This window comes from Xanthomonas sp. PPL134, from assembly GCF_040595915.1.
In the GTDB taxonomy this organism is placed as follows: Bacteria; Pseudomonadota; Gammaproteobacteria; order Xanthomonadales; family Xanthomonadaceae; genus Xanthomonas_A; species Xanthomonas_A indica.
In genome coordinates this window covers 1-21,943 of sequence record NZ_JAMDLL010000007.1, presented here as the reverse complement: position 1 = coordinate 21,943, position 21,943 = coordinate 1, and the positions used below count along the sequence as shown (strand labels likewise).

Sequence of the window (21,943 nt, the reverse complement as noted above, 5' to 3'; positions counted from 1 at the left end):
ACTCGCGTGGCAAGGCTGCGAATCCTTCTTCGTCGAGTCCATCGCCCATGCGTCGCCTCCCACGTCCCTTCCGCGCCAGCCTGCTGGCCGTCGCCCTTGCCGCTGTGCCACCGTCCCTCGCCCACGCGCACAGCGCCCCGGTCGATCTGCCGGCCGGTCCGCTCGGCAGTGCCCTGAGCACCTTCGCCGGGCAGCGCGGCATCGCGCTGGCGTTCGATCCCGCGCTGACCGAGGGCCGGCAGGCGCCGCCGCTGCACGGGCAGGTGGACGATCGCGAGGGCCTGGAGCGCCTGCTGGCGGGATCGGGGCTGCGCCTGATCGCACGCGCCGATGGCAGCTATACCCTGGTGCCGGCCCCGGCCGGCACCGCGGCGCTGCCGTTCGCGCCGCTGCGCATCGGCGCGCAGCGGACGTTTCCGTACTCGGAGGGAATGGCGCTGGACCAGGCTTACCTCGAGGGCGCGCCTAAGGGCGACGGCGACATCGCCACGCTGCTGCGGATCGATCCGGCCGTGCAGTTCAGCGAGACCGCGCGCAGTTCGCGCAACATGGGCGAGATCCGTCCCGCCGACATCAGCATCAACGGCGCGCCGTTCTACCAGAACCTGTTCCTGCTGGACGGGGTGAGCTTCAACAACGACATCGATCCGACCTTCGACAACCCCAACCACTTCGCCGACGTGCCCAGCCACTCCCAAGGCGTGGCGGTGGACACCGATCTGCTGGAGAGCGTGACCGTCTACGACAGCAACGTACCGGCGGCCTTCGGCAACTTCACCGGCGGCGTGGTCGATGCGCAGACCCGCAAGGCCGGCGATGCGCTGCGCGGCAAGCTCTGGTGGCGGATGGCGCGTTCGGCCTGGGACGAGATCATCGTGCCGACGGGCCAGGAGCAGAGCTTCGCGCAGTCGGCCAGCGCGTCCTACCAGCCGCGCTACGACAAAGCCAAGTTCGGCCTGCGCCTGGAGGGGCGGACCGCGTCCGGCCTCGGCCTGGTCGGCACGCTGGTGCGCACGCGCTCGGAGATTCCGCTGCGCGGCTACACCGCCGGCAACCTCAGCAGCAGCGACAGCAACCGCAAGACGCAAACGCGCCAGAACAGCGCGGTCACCCTGGCCGCGGACTGGCGCGGCCAGAGCGGCCTGGAGCTTGGCGCCAGCCTCGCCTATGCGCCCAGCGACGACCGCTACTTCATCCAGAACGCCAACAACGCCTGGTTCGACCTGAAGTCCGGCGGCCCGGTGCTGAGCCTGCGTGTCAATGCCGAGCACGGCGCCTGGCGTTTGCGCAACACGCTCAGCTACAGCGACCTGGAGAGCTCGCGGCGCAGCCAGGTGAACTACTGGAAGGCCTGGGCGAAGTCGGCAGCCTACGACTGGGGCGTCAACAACAGCAGTTTCGAGGGCAGCTGGGGCAACGTCGACCAGCACGATCGCAAGCTCGGCTACCAGCTCCAGCTCGACCGCGAAGCCTTCGCCTGGGGCGCGACCCGCCACGAACTGCAGGCCGGCGTGTCCTACCAGCGGCGCAAGGCGAACTACGCCCGCCTCAACGACCACCTCTCCTACCTGCAACCCTACGCCACGACCAGTTGCACCACCGCCGACGGGCGCGTGGACAGCGACAGCTGTTCGCTGTCGCCGGTGGCGGCCACGTCCGGCACGCTGATCGCCGGCCGCGGACAGTATTTCCGGCGCCTGACGATCTACCGCGCGGGCGAGTTCGCGGTCAGCGGCGACGAATGGGCGGCGTGGCTGCAGGACGACATCCGCATCGGCGACCTCAGCCTGCGTCCGGGCCTGCGCCTGGACCAGGACGATATCTGGGACAGGGCCACGCTGGCGCCGCGCCTGGCCGCCTCGTGGGACCTGCGCGGCGACCGCGCGACGGTGCTCAGTGCCGGCCTCAACCGCTACTACGGGCGCAACTTCTTCAGCTATCTGCTGCGCGAAGGGCGCGAGCGCCTGGGCCTGACCAAGACCCGCAGCAGCAGCCGCACCGCCTGGGACAGCGTCACCGGCACCAGCGGCGGCTCCAGCAACCGCCTGGCCGACGTCGACATTCCCCATACCGACGAATGGACGGTGGGCGTGGACCAGCGCTGGGCAGGCATGGAGATCGGCCTGAAGTACGTCAACCGCGACAACCGCGACGAAGTGCTGCGACAGTCGGTCCGCAGCAACGATGCCAGCGGCGCCTACGCCACGAACGTCTACGAGTATGTCAACAAGGGCCGCAGCCGCAGCGCGGTCTATACCCTGAGCGTGGCGCCGCAGGCGCCGCTGGTGTGGGGCGGCAGCACCACGCAGGCGCAGTTCGCGTTCGACTACACCGACAGCCGGCGCAACTACTCCGATTACCAGTCGAGCTGGAACGACGCCGCGGACGCGCTGGTGCTGTACAAGGGACAGCCGACGTGGCTGTACGACCTGCCGGCCACCGACTTCGCGCGCCGGTGGAACGCACGCCTGTCCACGCAGACCCGGCGTGCGCTGGGACCCGGCGAACTGCTGTGGAGCAATTTCCTGCGCTACCGCGCCGGCTTCCGCAACATCCTGCAGCGCGGCAGCGCCGACTACCAGGGACAGACCCTCGACGTCTATGCCGACGTGGTCTATCCGCGCTCCTTCAGCCTCGATACCACTCTGGAATACAGCGTCGAGCTGCCGCGCGCGCAACAGGTCTACGCGCGGCTGGAGGCGATGAACGTGCTCAACCGGGCCAACCCCATCGTCGGCGCCGGCAGTTCCGCCTACTACGAAGCCGGGCGCAGCTATTGGCTGGAAGCCGGCTACCGCTTCTGATGCGCGAGAGCGTGCAGGCGCGGGCGCCGGCCGTTGCGCCGCAGGGGGCGGCGCGCGGCCGGCGCAGGCGCGTGCGGCGGTATTGCCTCGCGCTGCTGCTGGCCGGGCTGGCGGCAGCGCCGCAGGCGGTCCCGCCCGCGCCTGCGGCCGCCGCGGCAGAGGCCGATGCGGCGTTGGCGCAGTGCCGCACCCGCATCGCGGCGAGCGCAGCGACGATCGACTATGCCTGCCTGCGCCGGGTGTATGCCCAGCCGATCGCGCAGTGGCCGGCACCGCAGGTGGCCGACGGCGCGCAGTGGAGCGAGCTGGCGCCGCTGCCGGCGACGGCCCCGGCGCCGCCGGACAATCCCGGCACGCCGGACAAGATCGCCTTGGGCCGCATGCTGTTCGAGGACCCGCGCCTGTCGCGCTCCGGGCAGATCGCCTGCGCCAGTTGCCACGACCGCGAACTGGGCTGGGGCGACGGCCGCAGCGTGCCGTTCGGCAACGCCCGCCAGCGCGGGCGGCGCAACGCGATGAGCGTGGCGATGGCGGCCTATGCGCAGCCGCTGTTCTGGGACGGACGCGCGCGCACCCTGGAAGAGCAGGCGTTGCATCCCATCGTCGATCGCAAGGAAATGGATTTCGACATCGCCGCGCTGTTGCGGCGGCTGAACCGCAGTGCGGACTATCCGGCGCAGTTCCAGCGCGTCTTCGGGACGCGGCGCATCGACGCGCCGCAGCTCGCGCAGGCGCTGGCGGCGTACCAGCGCAGCCTGGTCCCGCGCGCCAACCGCTTCGACCGCTTCCTGGAGGGGCGCCGCGACCTGCTCAGCGACCAGCAGGTGTGGGGGCTGCATCTGTTCCGCACCCACGCGCGCTGCATGAACTGCCACAGCGGGCCGGCGCTGACCGACAACGGCTTCCACAACCTGGGCCTGCATTTCTACGGCCGCGCGCGGCAGGATCTGGGCCGCTACGAGGTCACCGGCGATCCCGCCGACAGCGGCAAGTTCCGCACGCCCTCGCTGCGCGGTGTCGGCAAGACCGGGCCGTGGATGCACAACGGCGGGTTCGCCGACTTGCGCGGTATCGTCAACCTGTACAACGTCGGCATGCCGCGGCCCAAGCCCAGGCCGGCGCAGCTGGGCGACCCGCTGTTCCCGCAGCCGGACCCGTTGCTGCAACCGCTGGACCTGCACCGGAGCGAGCTGGAGGCGATCACCGCGTTCCTGGATACCTTGTAGGCAGCCGCCGCTGCGCACGCGCGGGCATGCGCTGCGCCTGCGCAGGGGCCGCTCTGCCGCGCGCCAAAACCGGCGCCGGCTCAGCGCAGGAAGAATTCGACCGGGACGTCGACTTCGACCGGGTCCGGCAGCGTGTCCGGCGCGCGCGGCAGCGGCTGCGCGCGCAGGAAGGTCTGCAGAGCCTCCTGGTCGAGCAGGGCGTAGCCGCTGCCGTGGCGGATCGTCGCCGACAGCACGCGGCCCTGCCGGTCGAGCCGCGCACGCACGTAGGCCACGCCCTCCTGGCGGCGATTGCGCGCCTGCCGCGGGTAGCGGCGGAACTGGTGCAGCCGCGCCAGCACCTTGCCTTCCCAGTTCGGGTCGCTGGTGCCGGCCGCCTGCGCCGCCGGCGGCAGCGGCGGCGGGGACGGCGCTGCCGCCTCCACCGCCTGCGGCGCATCGGCAGTGGCGGCGCTGGGATCGGTGCCGGGGTGGTGCGCCAGCGCATCGGCCGCAGGCTGCGGCAGCGGCGGCGATGCCGGCAATGGGCGCGCGGTGGGGCGCTGCACCGGCGGGGGCTGCACGGCCGGCGGTCGCCGTGCCTGCGGCGCCGCCGCGTGTTCCGGGCGCGGTTGTGGCGCCTCCTTCGGCGCCACCGGCATCGGCGGCGCCGCAGGCGGCAGCAGGGTCAGGCGCATCCGCACCGATTCCTGTGGCGGCGGCAACGGCGGTGGCGCCGTGGCGATGCCGAACAGCAGCCACGCCAGCGCCAGATGCGCGCCGATGGCGATGCCGGCCGCGAGCGCACGCGGCAGGGCATCGTGGCGCCAGGTCGAGCGGGAAGGGACGGTGGCCGCGGCGAACGCCATATCTGCGTGTTGATGCGAATGATTATCATCCAATGATAGCGCAGGTGCGGATGCGCCGCAGGCGGGCGAGAGGGTTGCTGGGCGTCGGTCGGCTTGGTGAGGGCAGTGAGGTTGGCCGTGCGGGGCAGAACGCGTTGCCGATGGCACCGTTCACCCCGCCGCGCAACGCGCTGGAGATGGAGGACGGCGGTGAAGGCGTGTTGCCGGATCGCGGGCGATCGGCGCAGCGTAGCGTTGCGGAGGCCGGCGCCAACTGGTGGCTAAGATCGTGATCGCGCCGCTGGTGTTTTATGCGTCGCGCGCATAGCCCGCCTCCCGCTGTGCGCGGATGGCCAGCACGATCACCGTATCGGTCACGTCCACATCGCGATACAACGCCAGGTCCCCGTAGCGCAGGTGTGGTGCAGATGACCTAGCTGTACAGACGCGTCGGCCAACTGGCCGGAAAAGGCCGCTTGGAGTAGGATTGGCGGAAGGTGGCGATGTCTGCGGTTTTTCGCTCCGTACGATTTCCAGCTCCCTTTCCTCCACGCGCGCGCAGCGCCGATCGCACGAAAAACGGGCGCCTCGCGGCGCCCGTTCCTGTCTGCCTGGCGATGTCTTGCCGATGGCTCAGTAGCGGTAGTGCTCCGGCTTGAACGGGCCGTCGATCGGCACGCCGAGGTAGGCGGCCTGCGCGTCGGTGAGCTTGGTCAGCTTCACGCCGATCTTCTCCAGGTGCAGGCGCGCCACTTCTTCGTCCAGCTTCTTCGGCAGGCGATACACCTGCTTCTCGTAGCTGTCCTTGTTCTGCCACAGGTCGATCTGCGCCAGGGTCTGGTTGGCGAAGCTGTTGGACATCACGAAGCTGGGGTGGCCGGTGGCGCAGCCCAGGTTGACCAGGCGGCCTTCGGCCAGCAAGAAGATCGCGTTGCCGTTGGGCAGCACGAACTTGTCCACCTGCGGCTTGATGTTGATCTTCTGCACGCCCGGCAGCTTGTACAGCGCCTCGACCTGGATCTCGTTGTCGAAGTGGCCGATGTTGCAGACGATGGCCTGGTCCTTCATCTGCGTCAGGTGCTCGATGCGGATGATGTCCTTGTTGCCGGTGGTGGTGACGTAGATGTCGGCCTGGCCGAGGGTGTCCTCGACGGTGTTGACCTCGAAGCCTTCCATCGCCGCCTGCAGCGCGCAGATCGGGTCGATCTCGGTGACGATGACGCGGGCACCGTAGGCGCGCAGGCTGTGCGCCGAGCCCTTGCCGACGTCGCCGTAGCCGCACACCACCGCGACCTTGCCGGCCAGCATCACGTCCATCGCGCGCTTGAGGCCGTCGGCCAGCGACTCGCGGCAGCCGTACAGGTTGTCGAACTTGCTCTTGGTCACCGAGTCGTTGACGTTGATCGCCGGGATCAGCAGGGTGCCGGCCTCGGCCAGCTGGTACAGGCGGTGCACGCCGGTGGTGGTCTCTTCGGAGACGCCCTTCCAGTCCTTGACCACGCGGGTCCAGTAGCCCGGGCGCTCCACCGCCACGCGCTTGAGCAGGTTCTTGATCACCTGCTCCTCGTGCGAGGAGGCCGGTTCGTCCACCCACTTGGAGCCGTTCTCCAGCTCATAGCCCTTGTGGATCAGCAGGGTCACGTCGCCGCCGTCGTCCACCACCAGTTCCGGGCCGGTCTGGGTGCCGTCGGGCAGGGTGAAGGTCAGTGCGTCGAGGGTGCAGTCCCAGTATTCCTCCAGCGTCTCGCCCTTCCAGGCGAACACCGGGGTGCCGGTGGCGGCGATCGCCGCGGCGGCGTGGTCCTGGGTGGAGAAGATGTTGCACGAGGCCCAGCGCACGTCGGCGCCGATGTCCTTCAGCGTCTCGATCAGCACCGCGGTCTGGATGGTCATGTGCAGCGAGCCGGTGACGCGCACGCCGGCCAGCGGCTTGGCGGTGGCGTACTGGCGGCGGATCGACATCAGGCCCGGCATCTCGTGCTCGGCGATGTCCAGTTCCTTGCGGCCCCAATCGGCCAGGGAAATGTCGGCGACCTTGTAGTCGCCCTCGGTGGAAAAGTGCTTGAGTGCAGCGTTCATCGATAAAGCTCCGGTCAATGGCGAGAAACTCGCGAAGTCCGGGCGCCGTTGTCGCTCAAGCCTCGCGCCGAGCCTGGCCGGGGTCTGGAGACGGGAAATCCGGTCTCGATCCGGTCGCAGCGCCCCTCGGCGCAAGGGGTAACCGATTATAGCGGCTGCCGCGTGTGGCGCTTGAACACGCGATCAGGCCCAACCATCGACAGGGGGCGGCCGGCGCCGGCCCTGCTACCGTCGGTGGTTCGATCGATGCGAGGAGAGGGGAGAGATGAACCAGATCACAGTGCGCGGGCGCCGCCGCGTCGCCAGGCCGGTCTTCAGCCTGCTGTGCGCGGCCCTGGCCGCGGCCGGCAGCGCCGCCGCCAACGCGGCCTCGGCACCTGCGGCGGCTGCCGTGAGCGCCGATCCGTCCGACAGCGGCTATCAACTGCCGTCGGCGCCGCTGCAGGCCATCGTCGATGCGCCGCGGCCGCCGCAGCTGTCGTTGAGCCCGCGGCGCGATCTGGCGGCGATGCTGCAGTTGCCCGCGCTGCCCGGCATCGCCCAGGTCGCGCAGCCGGAACTCAAGCTCGCCGGGCTGCGCATCCATCCGCGTACCCGCTCGCAAAGCCGTTTCGCCTTCGGCGACAAGCTGTGGCTGCTGCGCATCGCCGACGGCAGCGAGCTGCAGATCGAGGGCCTGCCGTCGCCGCTGTCGATCGCCGGCATGGCCTGGGCGCCGGACCAGCGCCATCTGGCCTTCAATCGGGTTGATGCGCGCAGCGGCGCCAACGAACTGTGGGTGGTGGACATCGCCGCGCTGCGGGCGCGGCGGGTCGCCGAGCGGCTCAATACGGTGTCCGGCGAGGGCTATGCGTGGATGCCCGACAGCCGCCAGTTGCTGGTGCTGCTGCAGCTGCAGGCGCAGGCGCAGGGCGCCGCGCCGCCGTCCGACGCGGTGCCGACCGGGCCGGCGGTGCAACAGACCGCCGGTGGCGGCGCCACCGCCTTGCGCACCTACCAGGACCTGCTGAAGAACGAGGCCGATGCGCGCCAGTTCGATGACCAGCTACGCGCGCAGCCGGCGCTGGTCGACGTCGACGGGCAGGTGCAGCGCATCGCCAGCCCCAACCTGTACCTGTCGCTGGCGCCGTCGCCGGACGGCCGTTATCTGCTGGCGCAGCGCCTACAGCGGCCGTTCTCCTACCTGGTGCCGGCCAGCGGCTTCCCGCGCACCATCGAGGTGCTCGACCGCGCCGGCAAGCCGGTGCACACGGTGGCGCAGCTGCCGCTGGTGGAAGGCCTGCCGACCGGCAACGATGCGGTGCGCACCGGCGTGCGCGACATCGACTGGCGCAGCGACGCGCCGGCCACCCTGGTCTGGGCCGAGGCCCAGGACGGCGGCGACCCGGCGCGCGAAGCGGCCGTGCGCGACGCGGTGCTGATGCAGGCGGCGCCGTTCAAGGCGCCGCCGGTGACGCTGGCGCGCCTGCAGTCGCGTTTCGCCGGCATTGTCTGGGGCCGCGGCGATCTGGCCCTGATCGACGAGTTCTGGTGGAAGACGCGCCAGACCAGGCAGTGGCGCGTGGCCCCGGACCATCCCGCGCAGGCACCGCAGCTGCTGGTGCAGCGCTCGCAGGAGGACCGCTATGCCGATCCGGGCACGCCGGTGACCGAGCGCGATGCGGCCGGCAACCCGCGCCTGCTGATCGCCGCCGACGGCCACAGCCTGTTCCTGCGCGGCGAGGGCGCCTCGCCGCAGGGCGATCGGCCGTTCCTGGATCGCTACGATCTGGACACGCGGCAAAGCACCCGCCTGTTCCAGTCGCAGGCACCGTACTACGCGGTGCCACAGGCGCTGCTCGACGACAGCGGCCAACGCCTGCTGATCACCTGCGAGACGCCGCAGGAGCCGCGCAATTTCTATCGGCTCGACGGTGCGGACGCGGCGCCGGTGGCGCTGACCCGCTTCACCCATCCCACGCCGCAGTTGCGCGACGTGCACAAGGAGCAGATCCGCTACCGGCGCAAGGACGGCGTGGAACTGACCGCGACCCTGCTGCTGCCGCCGGGCTACGACGCCAAGCACGACGGCCCGCTGCCGATGCTGATGTGGGCCTACCCGGGCGAGTTCAAATCCGCCGACGCCGCCAGCCAGGTCACCGATTCGCCGTACCGTTTCAATGCGATCGGTTACTGGGGGCCGCAGGCGTTCCTGGCCTTGGGCTATGCGGTGCTCAACGATCCGTCGATGCCGATCGTCGGCGAGGGCACGCGCGAACCCAACGACACCTACGTCGAGCAACTGGTCGCCGATGCGCAGGCGGCGGTGGACGAGGTGGTGCGGCGCGGCGTTGCCGATCGCGATCGCATCGCCATCGGCGGGCATTCGTATGGCGCCTTCATGACCGCCAACCTGCTCGCGCACACGCGCCTGTTCAAGGCTGGCATCGCCCGCAGCGGCGCCTACAACCGCTCGCTGACCCCGTTCGGCTTCCAGTCCGAGGAGCGCACCTACTGGCAGGCGCAGCCGGTGTACCAGGCGATGTCGCCGTTCAACTACGCCGACCGGATCAAGGATCCGCTGCTGCTGATCCACGGCGCCGAGGACAACAACTCCGGCACCTTCCCGATCCAGAGCGAGCGCATGTACGCGGCGATCAAGGGCAATGGCGGCACCGCCCGGCTGGTGATGCTGCCCAACGAGGCGCATGCCTACCGTGCGCGCGAGTCGGTGCTGCAGATGCTGGCCGAGAGCGAGCGCTGGCTGCGCACCTATCTGGGGCCGGTGCCCACGCCCAAGTCCACGCCACGCCCGGGCACGACTGCGGCCGGCGCCGCGTCGCCCTGAGCCGTGCCTGCGCCCCGGCTGCGCGTTCGCGCGGCCGGGGCGCGGCAGGGACTGGCGTGCAAGGCAAATGGTTCGCTTTGAAACCGTCGCCATGGCCGACGGGAACGCGCTCCCTTTTCGGTTAGGCTTGCGACGCCCCCACTGCCGAGCCATGCGTTTCCCGATGAACGAGTCCCGCAGCAGCATCGTCTTCGCCACGCCCGACCTTCCCTTACGCGACGACGTGCGCCGGCTCGGCGCCCTGGTGGGCGACCTGCTCGCCGAACAGGTGTCTGCGCAGTTTCTCGACGAAATCGAACGCATCCGCACCACCGCGATCGCGCGCCGCGAACGTGCCGCGCCGCTGTCCTCGCTGAGCGAGCAACTCGCCGGGCGTGCACCGCGCGACGCCGAAGCGCTGGTGCGCGCCTTCAGCACCTATTTCCAGGTGGTCAACATCGCCGAGCGCGTGCACCGCATCCGCCGCCGGCGCGACTACCAGCGCAGCAGCGCCGACACGCCGCAGCCGGACGGCCTGCTCGACGCCTTGCGCCGGCTCAAGGCGCAGGGCGTCGGCATCGAGGAACTGCGCGACTGGCTGCCGCGCATCGACGTCGAGCCGGTGTTCACCGCACACCCGACCGAGGCGGTGCGGCGTGCGCTGCTGGAGAAGGAACAGTTGATGGTGGCCAGCCTGGTCGACAACCTCGACGGCCTGCGCACCCCGGGCGAGCGCGCGACCGACGCGGCGCGGTTCCGCATGGCGCTGACCGCCTCGTGGCAGACCGCCGATTCCTCGCCGGTGCGGCCCACCGTGGAGGACGAGCGCGAGCATGTCGGTTTCTACCTGACCCAGGTGCTGTATCGGGTGATCCCGGTGATGTACGAGACCCTGGAGCACGCCATCGAGCAGACCTACGGCCAGGCGCTGCCCCTGCCGCAGCTGCTGCGCTTCGGTACCTGGGTCGGCGGCGACATGGACGGCAACCCCAACGTCGATGCCGCCACCATCACCGCCACCCTCGACGCGCAGCGGCGCGCGGTGCTGGAGCGCTATCTGAAGGAGCTGTGGCAGCTGGCCAGCCTGCTTAGCCAGTCGACCACCCTGGTCGCGGTGAGCGCGCCGCTGCTGGAGCAATTGGCGCGTTACCGGCAACTGTTGCCGGAGGCCGCGGCGCGCTCGCGCCCGCGCCATGGCGACATGCCCTACCGCCTGCTCAACGACCTGATGCGTGCGCGGCTGCAGGCGACCCTGGACGATGCGCCCGGTGCCTATGCCGCGCCGGCCGAACTGGAAAGCGACCTGCAGTTGATCCTGGACAGCCTGCAGGCCAACAAGGGCCTGCACGCCGGTTGGTTCGCGGTGCGGCGCCTGCTGTGGCGGGTGCGCAGCTTCGGGTTCCACCTGGCGCGGCTGGACGTGCGCCAGGAGTCCAGCGTGCATGCGCGTGCCGTCGCCGCGGCGCTGGACACGCAGGACTGGGACGCGCGGACCGTGGAGGAGCGGGCGCACCTGCTCGGTCCCTATGCCGGCGGCGAGCAGACCCTGCCGGCGGCCGACGACGACGGCAATGCGCGGCTGGACGCGGTGTTCGCCGCACTCGCCGATGCGCGCGCGCGGCACGGCGCCGACGCGCTGGGCAGCTACATCATCTCGATGGCGCACGACCGTGCCGACGTGCTGACCGTGCTGGCGCTGGCGCGCCGCGGCGGCCTGGTCGATGCCGACGGTGCGGTGCCGCTGGACATCGTGCCGTTGTTCGAGACCGTGGACGATCTGCGCGGCGGCACCGCGACCCTGCGCGACCTGCTGGCCGATCCGGTCTACCGCCGCCACCTGGCCGCGCGCGACGACGTGCAGATGGTGATGCTCGGCTATTCGGACAGCGGCAAGGACGGCGGCATCGCCGCCTCGCGCTGGGGCCTGCAGCGCGCGCAGGTGGAACTGCTGGAGGCGGCGGCCGAACTGGGCATCCGCCTGACCTTCTTCCATGGCCGCGGCGGCTCGATCGTGCGCGGCGGCGGCAAGACCACGCGTGCGCTGGAAGCGGCGCCGCGCGGCAGCGTCGACGGGCGCCTGCGCGTGACCGAGCAGGGCGAGGTGATCCATCGCAAGTACGGCATCCGCGCGCTGGCGCTGCGCTCGCTGGAACAGATGACCGGCGCGGTGCTGCTGTCGAGCCTGCGCCCGCGTGCGGCCGACGCGCGCGAGGCCGGCTGGCGGCCGGTGATGGACCTGGTCGCCGAACACAGCAGCCAGGCGTACCGCGGCTTCGTCGGCGACGCCGAGTTCATGCGCTATTTCCGCCTGGCCACGCCGATCGACGTGATCGAGCGCATGACCCTGGGCTCGCGGCCGTCGCGCCGTCTCGGCCAGGATGCGGCGCTATCCAACCTGCGTGCGATCCCCTGGGTGTTCGCCTGGAGCCAGGCGCGCGCGGTGATCCCGGGCTGGTACGGCGTGGGCAGCGGCCTGCAGGCGGCGGTGGACGCCGGCCACGAGGACGCGCTGCGCGCGATGGCCGCCGACTGGCCGTTCTTCCGCACCTTCCTCGACGACATCGCCATGGTCCTGTCCAAGGGCGACCTCAACATCGCCGAGATGTTCTCGCGCCTGTCCGGGCCGCTGCACGCGCGCTTCTTCCCGCGCATCCGCGACGAACTGGCGCTGACCAAGGGCTGGGTGAAGTCATTGACCGGGCAGGCCTCGCTGCTGCAGCACGATCCGCGCCTGGCCTTGTCGATCCGCCTGCGCAATCCCTACATCGACCCGATCAGCGTGCTGCAGGTGGATCTGCTGCAGCGCTGGCGCGCCACCGAGGGCGAGGACGAGGACCTGCTGCGGGCGCTGGTGGCCTGCGTCAACGGCGTCGCCCAGGGCGTGCAGAACACCGGCTGAGGCTGGTGCATCAAGGCGCCGCCGGCCGCTGCCAGCGGCCGCCCGTCGCCATTCGCTTGCAAGCGGACAAAATCGTCCGATAATGCCGCGCATGGAGATGCGAGCCGATACCGCCCACCGCCGCCGCCTGTTGCTGGACGCCGCCGACGAGGTGTTCTGCGAGCACGGCGTGCTGGCGCCGCTGGAACTGGTGGTCGAGCGCGCCGGACTGGGCCGCGCGACCCTGTACCGCCATTTCGCCGACCGCACCGCACTGATCGCGGCGCTGCTGGATCGTGGCCTGGACGGCCTGGAGGGCTGCGCGCGCGAGATCGGTGCGCGGCCGGACGGGCTGTTCCTGCTGATGTACGACGTCGCCGAACACATCGCGATGTCGGCGCCGCTGGCCGACTATTGGCGGTCGATGCCGCGCGAGCATCCGATGATCGCCGCGGCGCATACGCGGGCGATGGCGATCCTGCTGCCGTTCCTGCAGCGTGCGATCGGCGCCGGCCTGTGCCGCGCGGACCTGGGCGAGCAGGACCTGGCCCTGGCGATGGACATGCTTGGCGCCTGCCAGCGCGGCAGCGACGAGGCCGAACGCAAGGCGCTGGCGCAACGCGGTTGCCGCCTGCTGTGTCACGCCCTGGCCACGCCCGCGGCGGCGGCGGGCTTGTGAGCGCCGACAGCGCCGCGCGCCGACGCGCCTGGCCGTGGCGGCTGGCGCGCGTCGTGGCGATGCTGGCGGTGCTGGTCGCCAGCCTGTGGGGCGCGTTGTTTCTGGCCTATCTGCCACATACCGGTGCCGTGGTGCGCTACGGCTCGGCACTGCTGTGGGCCGCGCTGGGCGCCGCGGCGCTGTGGGGCCTTCGCCATCCGCGCGAGTACCGCGTGCTGCCGCTGCTGTTCGCGCTCGGCTGTGCGGGCATGGTGGTGGGCTGGTCGATGCTGCAGCCGCAGCAGAACCGCGAGTGGGCCGACGATGTCGCGCAGTTGCTGCAGCCGCAGGTGGACGGGCAGGTGGTGACCTTGCACAACGTGCGCAACTTCGCCTGGCGCAGCGACCACGACTACACCCCGCGCTGGGAGACCCGGCGCTACGACCTGGAGCAACTCGCCTCGGCGGACCTGGCGCTGTCGTACTGGATGGGGCCGGCGATCGCCCACACCCTGGTCTCGTTCGGCTTCGACGACGGCCGCCGGGTGGTGTTCTCGCTGGAGATCCGCAAGGAGCGCGGCGAAGCGTTTTCGGCGCTGGCCGGGTTCTTCCGCAATTTCGAACAGGTGATGGTGGCCGCCGACGAGCGCGACATCCTGGCGGTGCGCAGCAACGTGCGCGGCGAGGACGTGTACCTGTACCGACTCAATCTCTCGCGCGCACAACTGCGCCAGCTATTCCTGGGCTACGTGGCACAGGCGCAACAACTGCAGCGCACGCCGCGCTTCTACAACACCGCCACCAGCAATTGCACCACCATCGTGTTTGAACTGGCGCGCAAGCTCGATCCTGCGCTGCCGCTGGACTATCGCCTGCTGCTGTCCGGCTACCTGCCGTCCTACGTCTACGCGCAGCACGGCTTCGTGCCCGGCTACAGCCTGGCCACGCTGCGCGCGCGCGGCCGCATCGGCGAGCGCGCACGCGCGGCCGGCGCTGGCGCCGACTTCTCCACGCGCATCCGCGCCGGCATTCCCGGCGACGATCCCATGGTCACGCCATGACCCTGCGCGCACGTCTCGCGCGGTGCGCGGGCGCCGCGCTGCTGGCTGCCGCACTGCTGCTCGGCGCCGGCTGCGCGATGGTCAGCGTGCAGTCGCGCAGCGCCGCCTACTACATCGCCACCCAGTGCGGCGACGTGCTCAGCACCGGCAGGCTCAGCGACGCCAGCCTGGAGACGCTGCGCGTGCTCGCGCTCGATCCCAAGACCTGCGAGGCGGACATCCCGGCCTGCGCCACGCAGTTGCGTGCACTGCAGGGGCTGGACCAGGAGCGGCGGCTGGCGACGCTGTCGGAGCTGTGGGTGCATGCGGCCAACGCGCGCACCTCGCGCCAGGGCCAGGCGCAGGACGATGCGGCGCTGCAGGCCTGGCTGGAAGCGGCACGCTACGCGTACGCGTATCTGTTCTACACCCAGCGGCCGGCCAGCGCGCGCGCCTTCGAGGACCGGCAGACCCAGGTGCGCGACTACTACAACTACGCGGTGCAGCAGGTGGTCGGCGAGCTGTTCCTGCGCTGGCGGGCCGGCAGCGCCAGCGGCGAACTGCACGACGACGACACCCTGCGCGCGGCCGGTTGGCAGGTGCGGGCGGACATGGGCAGCTTCCGCCTGCCGGGCGGCGTGGCGCGGCCGGACACGATGCTGCCGGCGTCGACGTTGCGCTTCGATGGCCTGCGCAGCACCTACCGGCGCGACGGCTTCGGCGCCGAGCTGGTCGCGGAGATCGCCCCGTCCAAGGTCGGCGATCCGACCGCGTCCGCGGCGGCCCTTGCGCACGCCAGCGGCTTCAGCGAGATGCCGTATGCGCCGACCACGGTGCTGCTGCGCTTCGACGGCGACAGCCTGGCGCAGGTGCTGGACACCCGCAGCGTGGTGGTGGCGCCCTACGACCCGTACCGCGACGGCGAGGTCGAGGTGCATGGCCAGCGCCTGCCGCTGGCGGCCAACTTCACCGCGGCCTACGGCCTGTGGCTGGCGCGCGCCGGGTTCGCCCGGCAATCCCTGCGTTCGATGCTCGGGCGCCAGCACGGGCTGGACCAGCCGCACCTGTACCTGATGCAGCCGTACGATCCGGACCGGCGCATCATCCTGATGCTGCACGGGCTGGCCAGCAGTCCCGAGGCCTGGGTCAACGTCGCCAACGAACTGATGGGCGACGAGCAACTGCGCCGTCGTTACCAGATCTGGCAGGTCTACTACCCGACCAACATGCCGATCGCCTGGAATCGTGCGCAGATCGATGCGCTGTTGCGGCAGACCCTGCGCCATTTCGATCCGCAGGGGCAGGCGCCGGCCTCGCAGCACATGGTGCTGATCGGCCACAGCATGGGCGGGGTGATCGGGCGATTGTTGGTCAGCGACTCCGGCGACACGCTGTGGAACGACCTGATCGGCACGCGCGCCGACCGGCGCCCGCTGGATCCGCAGGCGCTGGCGCAGTTGCAGCCGCTGTTGCGCTTCGCGCCGCTGCCGCAAGTGGACCGGGTGATCTTCATCGCTGCGCCGCAGCGCGGTACTTCCTTCGCCGAGGGCCGCCTGGGGCGCCTGGCCGCGCGCCTGGTGCGCCTGCCGGTGGCGCTGCTCGACCGCCTCAATACCGTGCTGCAGGGCATCGACGGCCCCGATGGCATGCCGATCCGCGTGCCCAACAGCATCGACAACCTGCGCGACACCGATCCGTTCGTGCGCGCGGTGGCGGATCTGCCGATCGCGACGGGCGTGCGCTACCACACCATCATCGCTCGCCGCGATCCGGCGGTGCCGCTGGCCGACTCCGACGACGGACTGGTGCCGTACCGCAGCGCGCATCTGCCCGGCGCGGCCTCCGAGCTGGTCGTTACCTCAGGCCACAGCGTGCAGGAGACGCCGCAGGCGATCCTGGAGATCCGCCGCATCCTGCACGCGCAGTTGCAGGTCGACGCCGCCGCGCCCTCGCACTGACCCGCCCGCGACGGGCGGCTGCGCGCGCCTGCGCCGTGGCGCGCCGTGCCCAGCGGGAGGAGCCGCCGCGCAGCGCGGGCGATCGCCTCGCTGCGCATCGCGCAAGCCCAACGCATCGCATCGTCCGCCGCGCTAGGCGCGCATCGCCGCGTGCGTGCGTCCCTGTGGTTGTGCCGAATTACGCAGCAAACGTGTCGGATCCTCGGCCGATGGTTTCGGATGACATCGTTGTCACGAAATTGCAGCCGCCAACCCGAACAATGCGCGCCGCCGTGATCACGATCACGGCCTCTCTCCCTCCTCCATGCCCGGCCTGCGGAACGTTTCCGTTGGCCGCGCCTACGTTCGGATTCTTCATGTCGCACTCGATCCATCTTCCCAAACGCCTGTCACGGGCGATCGCCGCAGCGTTGCTCGGTGTCGCGCCGATGGCCTTGGCCCAGGCGCAGGATGCGCAGGAGACGCAGAACCCCGCGTCCGACGCCAGCGCCAAGACCCTGGACAAGATCACCGTCGCCGTCACCCGCTACAACGCCGCGGACATGCAGATGGCGGCGACCAACACGGCCAACGTGCTGTCGGCCGAGGACCTGAAGTACACCGCCGTGCACAACATCGCCGAGGCGCTGGGCCTGCTGCCGGGCGTCAACGTGGTCAACACCGGGCAGTCGTACTTCGGCGGCGTCGACGGCGCCGCGCGCGGCGAGGGCATGTTCGCCTCCGTGCGCGGCCTCAACGCCGAGTACAACGTCAACCTGATCAACGGCGTCAACGTCGCCCAGGGCCTGCCCTACAGCCGCAGCGTGCAGTTGAGCCTGCTGCCGCCGTCGGGCCTGCAGACCATCGTGTTGAACAAGACCTCCACCGCGGCGATGGACGGCGACGCGATCGGCGGCACCATCGACTACCGCACCCCCAGCGGCTTCGACTACAGCGAAGCGATGGGCGGCAGCGTCACCGCCAGCGGGCGCATGGAAAGCCGTGCGCGCGATTACGGCGACGACGGCCTGGGCAAGGGCGCGGCCGGCGAGTTCCACGCCAAGTTCGGCGCCGACAACCAGTTCGGCGTGTACACCAGCGCGTACTACGACGAGCGCCACTACGTGAACAGCGAGGTGGCCAATGCCGCGGCCTCGCGCGGCGACTGGGGCAAGAAGTACTTCTCGCGCACCACCGCCAGCGGCCAGCCGGCGCCCGGCTACGATCCGCAGGACCTGCTGATGGCCACCGGCGCCAACATCGGCTACTCCGCGGGCGACACCAAGCGCTACGGCGGCAACGTGTCCTTCGACTGGCACGTCGACCCGAGCCTGCAGCTGTACGCGCGCGCCACCTATGCCTACGCCAAGACCGAGCAGAACACCGGCTACACCCAGCTGGTGCCGGCCAACGTCAGCCTGGCGCAGATCGGCACCACCGGCGTGTACCAGCCGCAGATCAACCGCGCGGCGGTGCGCTACTGGTACGAGACCAACCCGGAAGTGGCGGACCTGGCCACCTTCCAGTTCGGCGCCGACAAGCAGTTGGGCAACTGGACGCTGTCGCCGAACCTGTTCTACAGCTACGGCGACAACGATCGCCCGGACCACGTGGAAATCTCCGCGCGGGTAGACCAGTACGCGTCCACCCAGTTCCCGTACGGCGGCGCCAGCACCTTCTCCGGCTACGACAGCGACGGCTTCCCCAAGCCGCTGCTGACCCCGGCGATCCAGGCCCAGGCCAGCGACATCGGCAGCCTGTATGCGCGCCGCTACGGCCAGTTGACCAAGTCCTACAGCGGCCAGACCAAGGGCGGCGCCAAGTTCGACGTGCGCTACGACTTCGACCAGGGCGCGCTGAGCAACGTCCAGTTCGGCGTGAAGTACGTCGACAGTTCCCGCGACTTCACCTCGCGCGACTGGACCAACAGCAAGTTCACCGACGGCACCCTGCTGCGCGATACCGGCCTGGTGGTCGGGCAGTACGATGCGGTGTACCCGGGCAAGTACGCATGGCCGACGGTCAAGCTCAGCAACGGCGGGCTGAAGGCGATGATCGCCCAGCACCTGACCGCGGCCAGCTTCGACACCTGCGGCAGCCTGGCGATCAACAACCAGAACTGCGCGACCATGCGCGGCGACGAGGCGGTGACCTCGGCGTATGCGATGGCCACCTTCCGCACCGGCGACCTGGAAGTGATCCCGGGCGTGCGCTTCGAGCACACGCGCATCCGCAACACCTTCTGGACCATGCCCGAAGACGCCAACGGCAACGAGCTGCCCGGCTTCTTCAGCAGCAACCGCACCCGCTACGACGTGCCGCTGCCGAGCGTGTTCCTGAACTACCGCCCGGGCGACGGCAACGCGGTGTACCGCGCCTCGGTGTGGACCAGCTACACCCGGCCGGCGCTGGTGCAGCTCGGCGGCGGCGCCAACTACGACGTCTCCAGCGACGGCACCACGGTCATCACCGAGGGCAACCCGGACCTGAAACCGATCAAGTCGCTCAACGTGGACCTGTCCGGCGAGTGGGACAACGGCCATGGCGGCCACGCCATGCTGGCCGGCTACTACAAGCGCCTGACCGACTACATCTACGAGAGCGGCTCGGATCCGGCCAATGCCGGCAGCAGCGCCGGCGCCGGCAACATGCGCTACGTGCGTCCGCAGAACGGCGGCGACGGCAAGGTGCTCGGCGTCGAAGCCGCGGTGCGGCAGACCCTGCAGGGCATGCCGGCGCCGCTGGACGGCTTCGGCATCGGCGCCAACGTCACCCGCCAGACCACCCGCGTCGACCTGGGCATGGACGGCTTCCACGACGAGCGCATCCAGAACGCCCCGGACCTGATGGCCAACGCCGAGGTGTTCTACGAGAAGGGCCCGCTGTCGGTGAACCTGGCCTACCACTACTCCGGCGAATACGTCTCGGTGTACGACTACTACAACCGCGGCGCGACCTGGGACGACCTGTGGGTCAAGCCGATCACGCGCGTGGACCTGCACGTGGGCTACACCTTCAACGAGCACCTGCGCGCCGACCTGTCGGTGGCCAACCTCACCAACCGCCTGAGCTACTGGGCGCACGTGGGCCGCAACAGCACCGCGATCTCCGACATCGTCGATGCCGGCCGCACCGCGCTGCTGAACGTGAAGTACACGTTCTGAACCGGGTGCTGGCGCACGCTGGACGTCGCCACCTGCTGCGCGGCCCTGTGTCGCGCGGCAGGTGGGGCGTTGTTGGCCTCGCGGTCCTGCTCGCCTGCCTGATGCTGGCGGGCCTGCCGGCGTCCGCCCGTGCGGCGGACGCGCCGACCATGCGGCCGGTCGACGGCTTGCGCCTGGACCAGGTGCAACTGCTCGGTTCGCACAACAGCTATCGACCGGTGCCGACCGCGCAGGAGCGGCGGCGCCTGCAGGCGCACGCCGCCGCCGAATGGCCGGCACTGGCCTATGGCCATCCTTCGCTGCAGGCCCAACTCGCGCTGGGGCTGCGGCAACTCGAACTCGACGTGGCCGCCGATCCGCACGGCGGCCTGTACGCCGCGCCGTATGCGCGCGCAGATGCGGCGACCCGCGCGAGCATGCGCGCACCGGGCGCCAAGGTCCTGCACCAGCCGGGCCTGGACTACGCCAGCCATTGCCTGCGCTTCCGCGACTGCCTGGCGATCCTCGCCGCTTGGTCGCGCGCGCACCCGCGGCATGCGCCGCTGGTGGTGCTGGTCAATGCGGTGGATTTCGATCCGGTGCCGGGCCTGTGGCCGCACCGTTCCGCCTTCGACGCCAACGCCCTGGACGCGCTGGACCGCGACATCGCCGAGGTGATCGGGCGCGCGCGCCTGATCGTGCCCGACGACGTGCGCGGCGATGCGCCGAGCCTGCGCGACGCGGTGCTGGCGCATGCCTGGCCGCGCGTGGCGCAGGCGCGCGGCCGCCTGCTGTTCGTGCTCGACGGCAATCCGCGGCACGAAGCGCTGTATCGACAGGCGCATCCATCGCTGCGTGGACGCGTGATGTTCGGCTGGTATGCGCCGGACCAGCCGGAAGCCGCGGTGCTGTCGATCGAGGATCCGCTGGCCGAGGCGCCGCGGATCCGCGCGCTGGTCGCGCAGGGGTTCGTGGTGCGCACCCGCGCCGATGCCGACGGCCGCGAGGCGCGCGCGCACGACGGCCGCCGCGCGCAGGCGGCGTTGGACGCTGGCGCGCAATGGATCAGCACCGATTACTACGCCGGCGCGCCGGATCCGCAGCGGCTGGGCTACTGGCTCGGCATCAGCACGGGCCTGCGCTGCGACCGCGTCACCGCCGCGTGCGGCGCGACGGCGCCGTGAGACTTTCCATTTTGGGGATGACGATGAAGACAAGCTTGCGTTGGATGGTGTGGGTCGTGCTGGTGGTGGCGACGCTGGGGGCGCAGGCGCGGCCCGCGCCCAAGGCCGCGCCCGCGCTGCAGGTGGAAAAGGTGTGGATGCTGTTCCGTCACGGCGTGCGCGCGCCGCTGCCGGGCGAGGCCGCGGCCGCCGCGCTGGCGCCGCAACCCTGGCCGGTGTGGGACACGCCGCCGAGCCTGCTCACCGCACACGGCCGCACCGCAGTGGCGCGCAGCGGCGACTACACCCGGCAATGGCTGCTGCGCGATGGCGTGCTGCCGGCGCAGGGCTGCCCGGCCGACGGCGCGGTCAGCATTTATGCCAACACCGACCAGCGCACCATCGTCAGCGCGCAGGTGCTCGCCGACACGCTGGCGCCGGGCTGCCATCTGCAGGCCGGCCACCAGGCCGAGGGCAGCGACGATCCGCTGTTCCGCCCGGTGGAAGCCGGCGCGGTGGACTTCGATGCCGCCGCGGCGGTGGCCTCGATCCAGCGCCAGACCGGCGGCCCGGGCGCGGTGCTGGCGCCGTATGCGCGCGAACTGCGCACCATGCAGCAGATCCTCGGCTGCGCGCAGCGCTGCGATTTCGTGCACATGCCCTCGTCGCTGACCCCTGGCACGAACGGGCGCAGCCTGGCCTTGCATGGGCCGCTGGACCTGACCTCGGGCACGGCCGAGGTGTTCATCCTGCAATACGCCGAGGGCATGCCGCTGGACCAGGTCGGCTGGGGCCGCGCGACCCCGGCGCGGATCGCCGCGGTGTCGCGTCTGCATGCCTTGCTGTTCGAGATCTACGCGCGTCCGCAGTACATGGCCGCGCGTGCGGGCGCGCCGCTGGCGCACCGCCTGCTGGACACCCTGGGCGCGGCCGACGCGCCGCGGCTGAGCGTGTTGGTCGCCAGCGACACCCACATCGCCGCACTCAGCGGCCTGCTCGACCTGCACTTCCAGTTGCCCGGCTTCGGCCGCGACGACGCGCCCCCGGGCGGCGCCCTGGTGGTGGAGCAGGTGCGCGATCCGCGCGATGGTCAGCGCTATGTGCGCGTGCGCTACCAGGCGCAGTCGCTGGACCAGTTGCGCGCGCTGACCCCGTTGAGCCTGCGCCACCCGCCGCTGCTGCAGACCCTGCAGATTCCCGGTTGCAGCGATCCGGCGACCGGGCTGTGCCCGCTGCCGAAGTTCCAGTCGTTGCTGCAGGCGGCGCTGCAGCGGCGCGGCTGAGCCGGCTCGACGCCCTCTGCTCTTTTGCTCTTTTGCTCGTCGTAGGAGCGGCTTCAGCCGCGACGGGCTTTCCCGGGAATGCCCGTCGCGGCTGAAGCC

Annotated in this window: 14 protein-coding genes, 1 pseudogene and 1 riboswitch; of the genes and pseudogenes, 11 read left to right on the top strand and 4 right to left on the bottom strand. The window is 70.7% G+C overall.

Annotated features, from left to right (window positions below):
- The first annotated feature begins 47 nt into the window (after positions 1 to 47).
- Entirely contained in the window at positions 48 to 2,804 is a 2,757-nt protein-coding gene (locus M3U25_RS13585) for a TonB-dependent receptor (RefSeq protein WP_355502016.1), read from the top strand.
- A 71-nt stretch (positions 2,805 to 2,875) separates the two neighbouring features.
- Positions 2,876 to 4,030: a cytochrome c peroxidase gene (locus M3U25_RS13580; protein ID WP_242160686.1), complete on the top strand. Its 1,155-nt coding sequence runs from the start codon at positions 2,876 to 2,878 to the stop codon at positions 4,028 to 4,030.
- 80 nt (positions 4,031 to 4,110) lie between these two features.
- Here M3U25_RS13580 and M3U25_RS13575 read toward each other — a convergent pair whose 3' ends face one another.
- Entirely contained in the window at positions 4,111 to 4,878 is a 768-nt protein-coding gene (locus tag M3U25_RS13575) for a TonB family protein (protein ID WP_355502020.1), read from the bottom strand.
- Between the two features lie 140 nt (positions 4,879 to 5,018).
- Here M3U25_RS13575 and M3U25_RS13570 point away from each other — a divergent pair, with 140 nt between their 5' ends.
- Positions 5,019 to 5,150 carry a hypothetical protein gene (locus tag M3U25_RS13570; protein WP_355502023.1) on the top strand — a complete coding sequence of 44 codons (132 nt, stop codon included), beginning with the start codon at positions 5,019 to 5,021 and terminating at the stop codon, positions 5,148 to 5,150.
- Between the two features lie 16 nt (positions 5,151 to 5,166).
- On the opposite strand, the pseudogene M3U25_RS13565 reads toward M3U25_RS13570, so the two are convergent.
- Positions 5,167 to 5,265 (bottom strand): annotated as a pseudogene (locus tag M3U25_RS13565) (type II toxin-antitoxin system RelE/ParE family toxin); the annotation flags it as partial.
- A gap of 225 nt (positions 5,266 to 5,490) precedes the next feature.
- Entirely contained in the window at positions 5,491 to 6,936 is a 1,446-nt protein-coding gene (gene ahcY, locus M3U25_RS13560; protein ID WP_355502026.1) for an adenosylhomocysteinase, read from the bottom strand.
- Between the two features lie 33 nt (positions 6,937 to 6,969).
- Positions 6,970 to 7,070, bottom strand: a riboswitch (S-adenosyl-L-homocysteine riboswitch).
- A gap of 131 nt (positions 7,071 to 7,201) precedes the next feature.
- On the opposite strand from ahcY, the gene M3U25_RS13555 reads away from it, so the two are divergent.
- The 5 genes from M3U25_RS13555 to M3U25_RS13535 all read left to right on the top strand — a co-directional run bounded on the left by M3U25_RS13555 (position 7,202) and on the right by M3U25_RS13535 (position 16,276).
- Positions 7,202 to 9,763 (top strand): prolyl oligopeptidase family serine peptidase, encoded by a 2,562-nt coding sequence (locus M3U25_RS13555; protein WP_355502029.1) that lies wholly within the window; start codon positions 7,202 to 7,204, stop codon positions 9,761 to 9,763.
- A 163-nt stretch (positions 9,764 to 9,926) separates the two neighbouring features.
- Positions 9,927 to 12,641, top strand: a complete 2,715-nt coding sequence (ppc, locus tag M3U25_RS13550; RefSeq protein WP_355502032.1) for a phosphoenolpyruvate carboxylase — start codon at positions 9,927 to 9,929, stop codon at positions 12,639 to 12,641.
- A gap of 82 nt (positions 12,642 to 12,723) precedes the next feature.
- Positions 12,724 to 13,299 (top strand): helix-turn-helix domain-containing protein, encoded by a 576-nt coding sequence (locus M3U25_RS13545; RefSeq protein WP_355502035.1) that lies wholly within the window; start codon positions 12,724 to 12,726, stop codon positions 13,297 to 13,299.
- Positions 13,300 to 13,358: 59 nt separating this feature from the next.
- Complete coding sequence (locus M3U25_RS13540; RefSeq protein WP_355502062.1) at positions 13,359 to 14,339, top strand: DUF4105 domain-containing protein; 981 nt, start codon at positions 13,359 to 13,361, stop codon at positions 14,337 to 14,339.
- Positions 14,340 to 14,341: 2 nt separating this feature from the next.
- Positions 14,342 to 16,276 carry an alpha/beta fold hydrolase gene (locus M3U25_RS13535; protein ID WP_355502065.1) on the top strand — a complete coding sequence of 645 codons (1,935 nt, stop codon included), beginning with the start codon at positions 14,342 to 14,344 and terminating at the stop codon, positions 16,274 to 16,276.
- 178 nt (positions 16,277 to 16,454) lie between these two features.
- On the opposite strand, the gene M3U25_RS13530 is transcribed toward M3U25_RS13535, so the two are convergent.
- Positions 16,455 to 16,634: a hypothetical protein gene (locus M3U25_RS13530; protein ID WP_355502038.1), complete on the bottom strand. Its 180-nt coding sequence runs from the start codon at positions 16,632 to 16,634 to the stop codon at positions 16,455 to 16,457.
- Here M3U25_RS13530 and M3U25_RS13525 point away from each other — a divergent pair.
- The 3 genes from M3U25_RS13525 (at position 16,633) to M3U25_RS13515 (ending at position 21,844) form a co-directional block, all read left to right on the top strand.
- Entirely contained in the window at positions 16,633 to 19,419 is a 2,787-nt protein-coding gene (locus tag M3U25_RS13525) for a TonB-dependent receptor (RefSeq protein WP_355502041.1), read from the top strand. The genes M3U25_RS13530 and M3U25_RS13525 overlap by 2 nt on opposite strands.
- A 149-nt stretch (positions 19,420 to 19,568) precedes the next feature.
- Complete coding sequence (locus M3U25_RS13520) at positions 19,569 to 20,582, top strand: Ca2+-dependent phosphoinositide-specific phospholipase C (protein WP_355502044.1); 1,014 nt, start codon at positions 19,569 to 19,571, stop codon at positions 20,580 to 20,582.
- Positions 20,583 to 20,626: 44 nt separating this feature from the next.
- Positions 20,627 to 21,844 carry a histidine-type phosphatase gene (locus tag M3U25_RS13515; RefSeq protein WP_355502068.1) on the top strand — a complete coding sequence of 406 codons (1,218 nt, stop codon included), beginning with the start codon at positions 20,627 to 20,629 and terminating at the stop codon, positions 21,842 to 21,844.
- Positions 21,845 to 21,943: the final 99 nt, after the last annotated feature.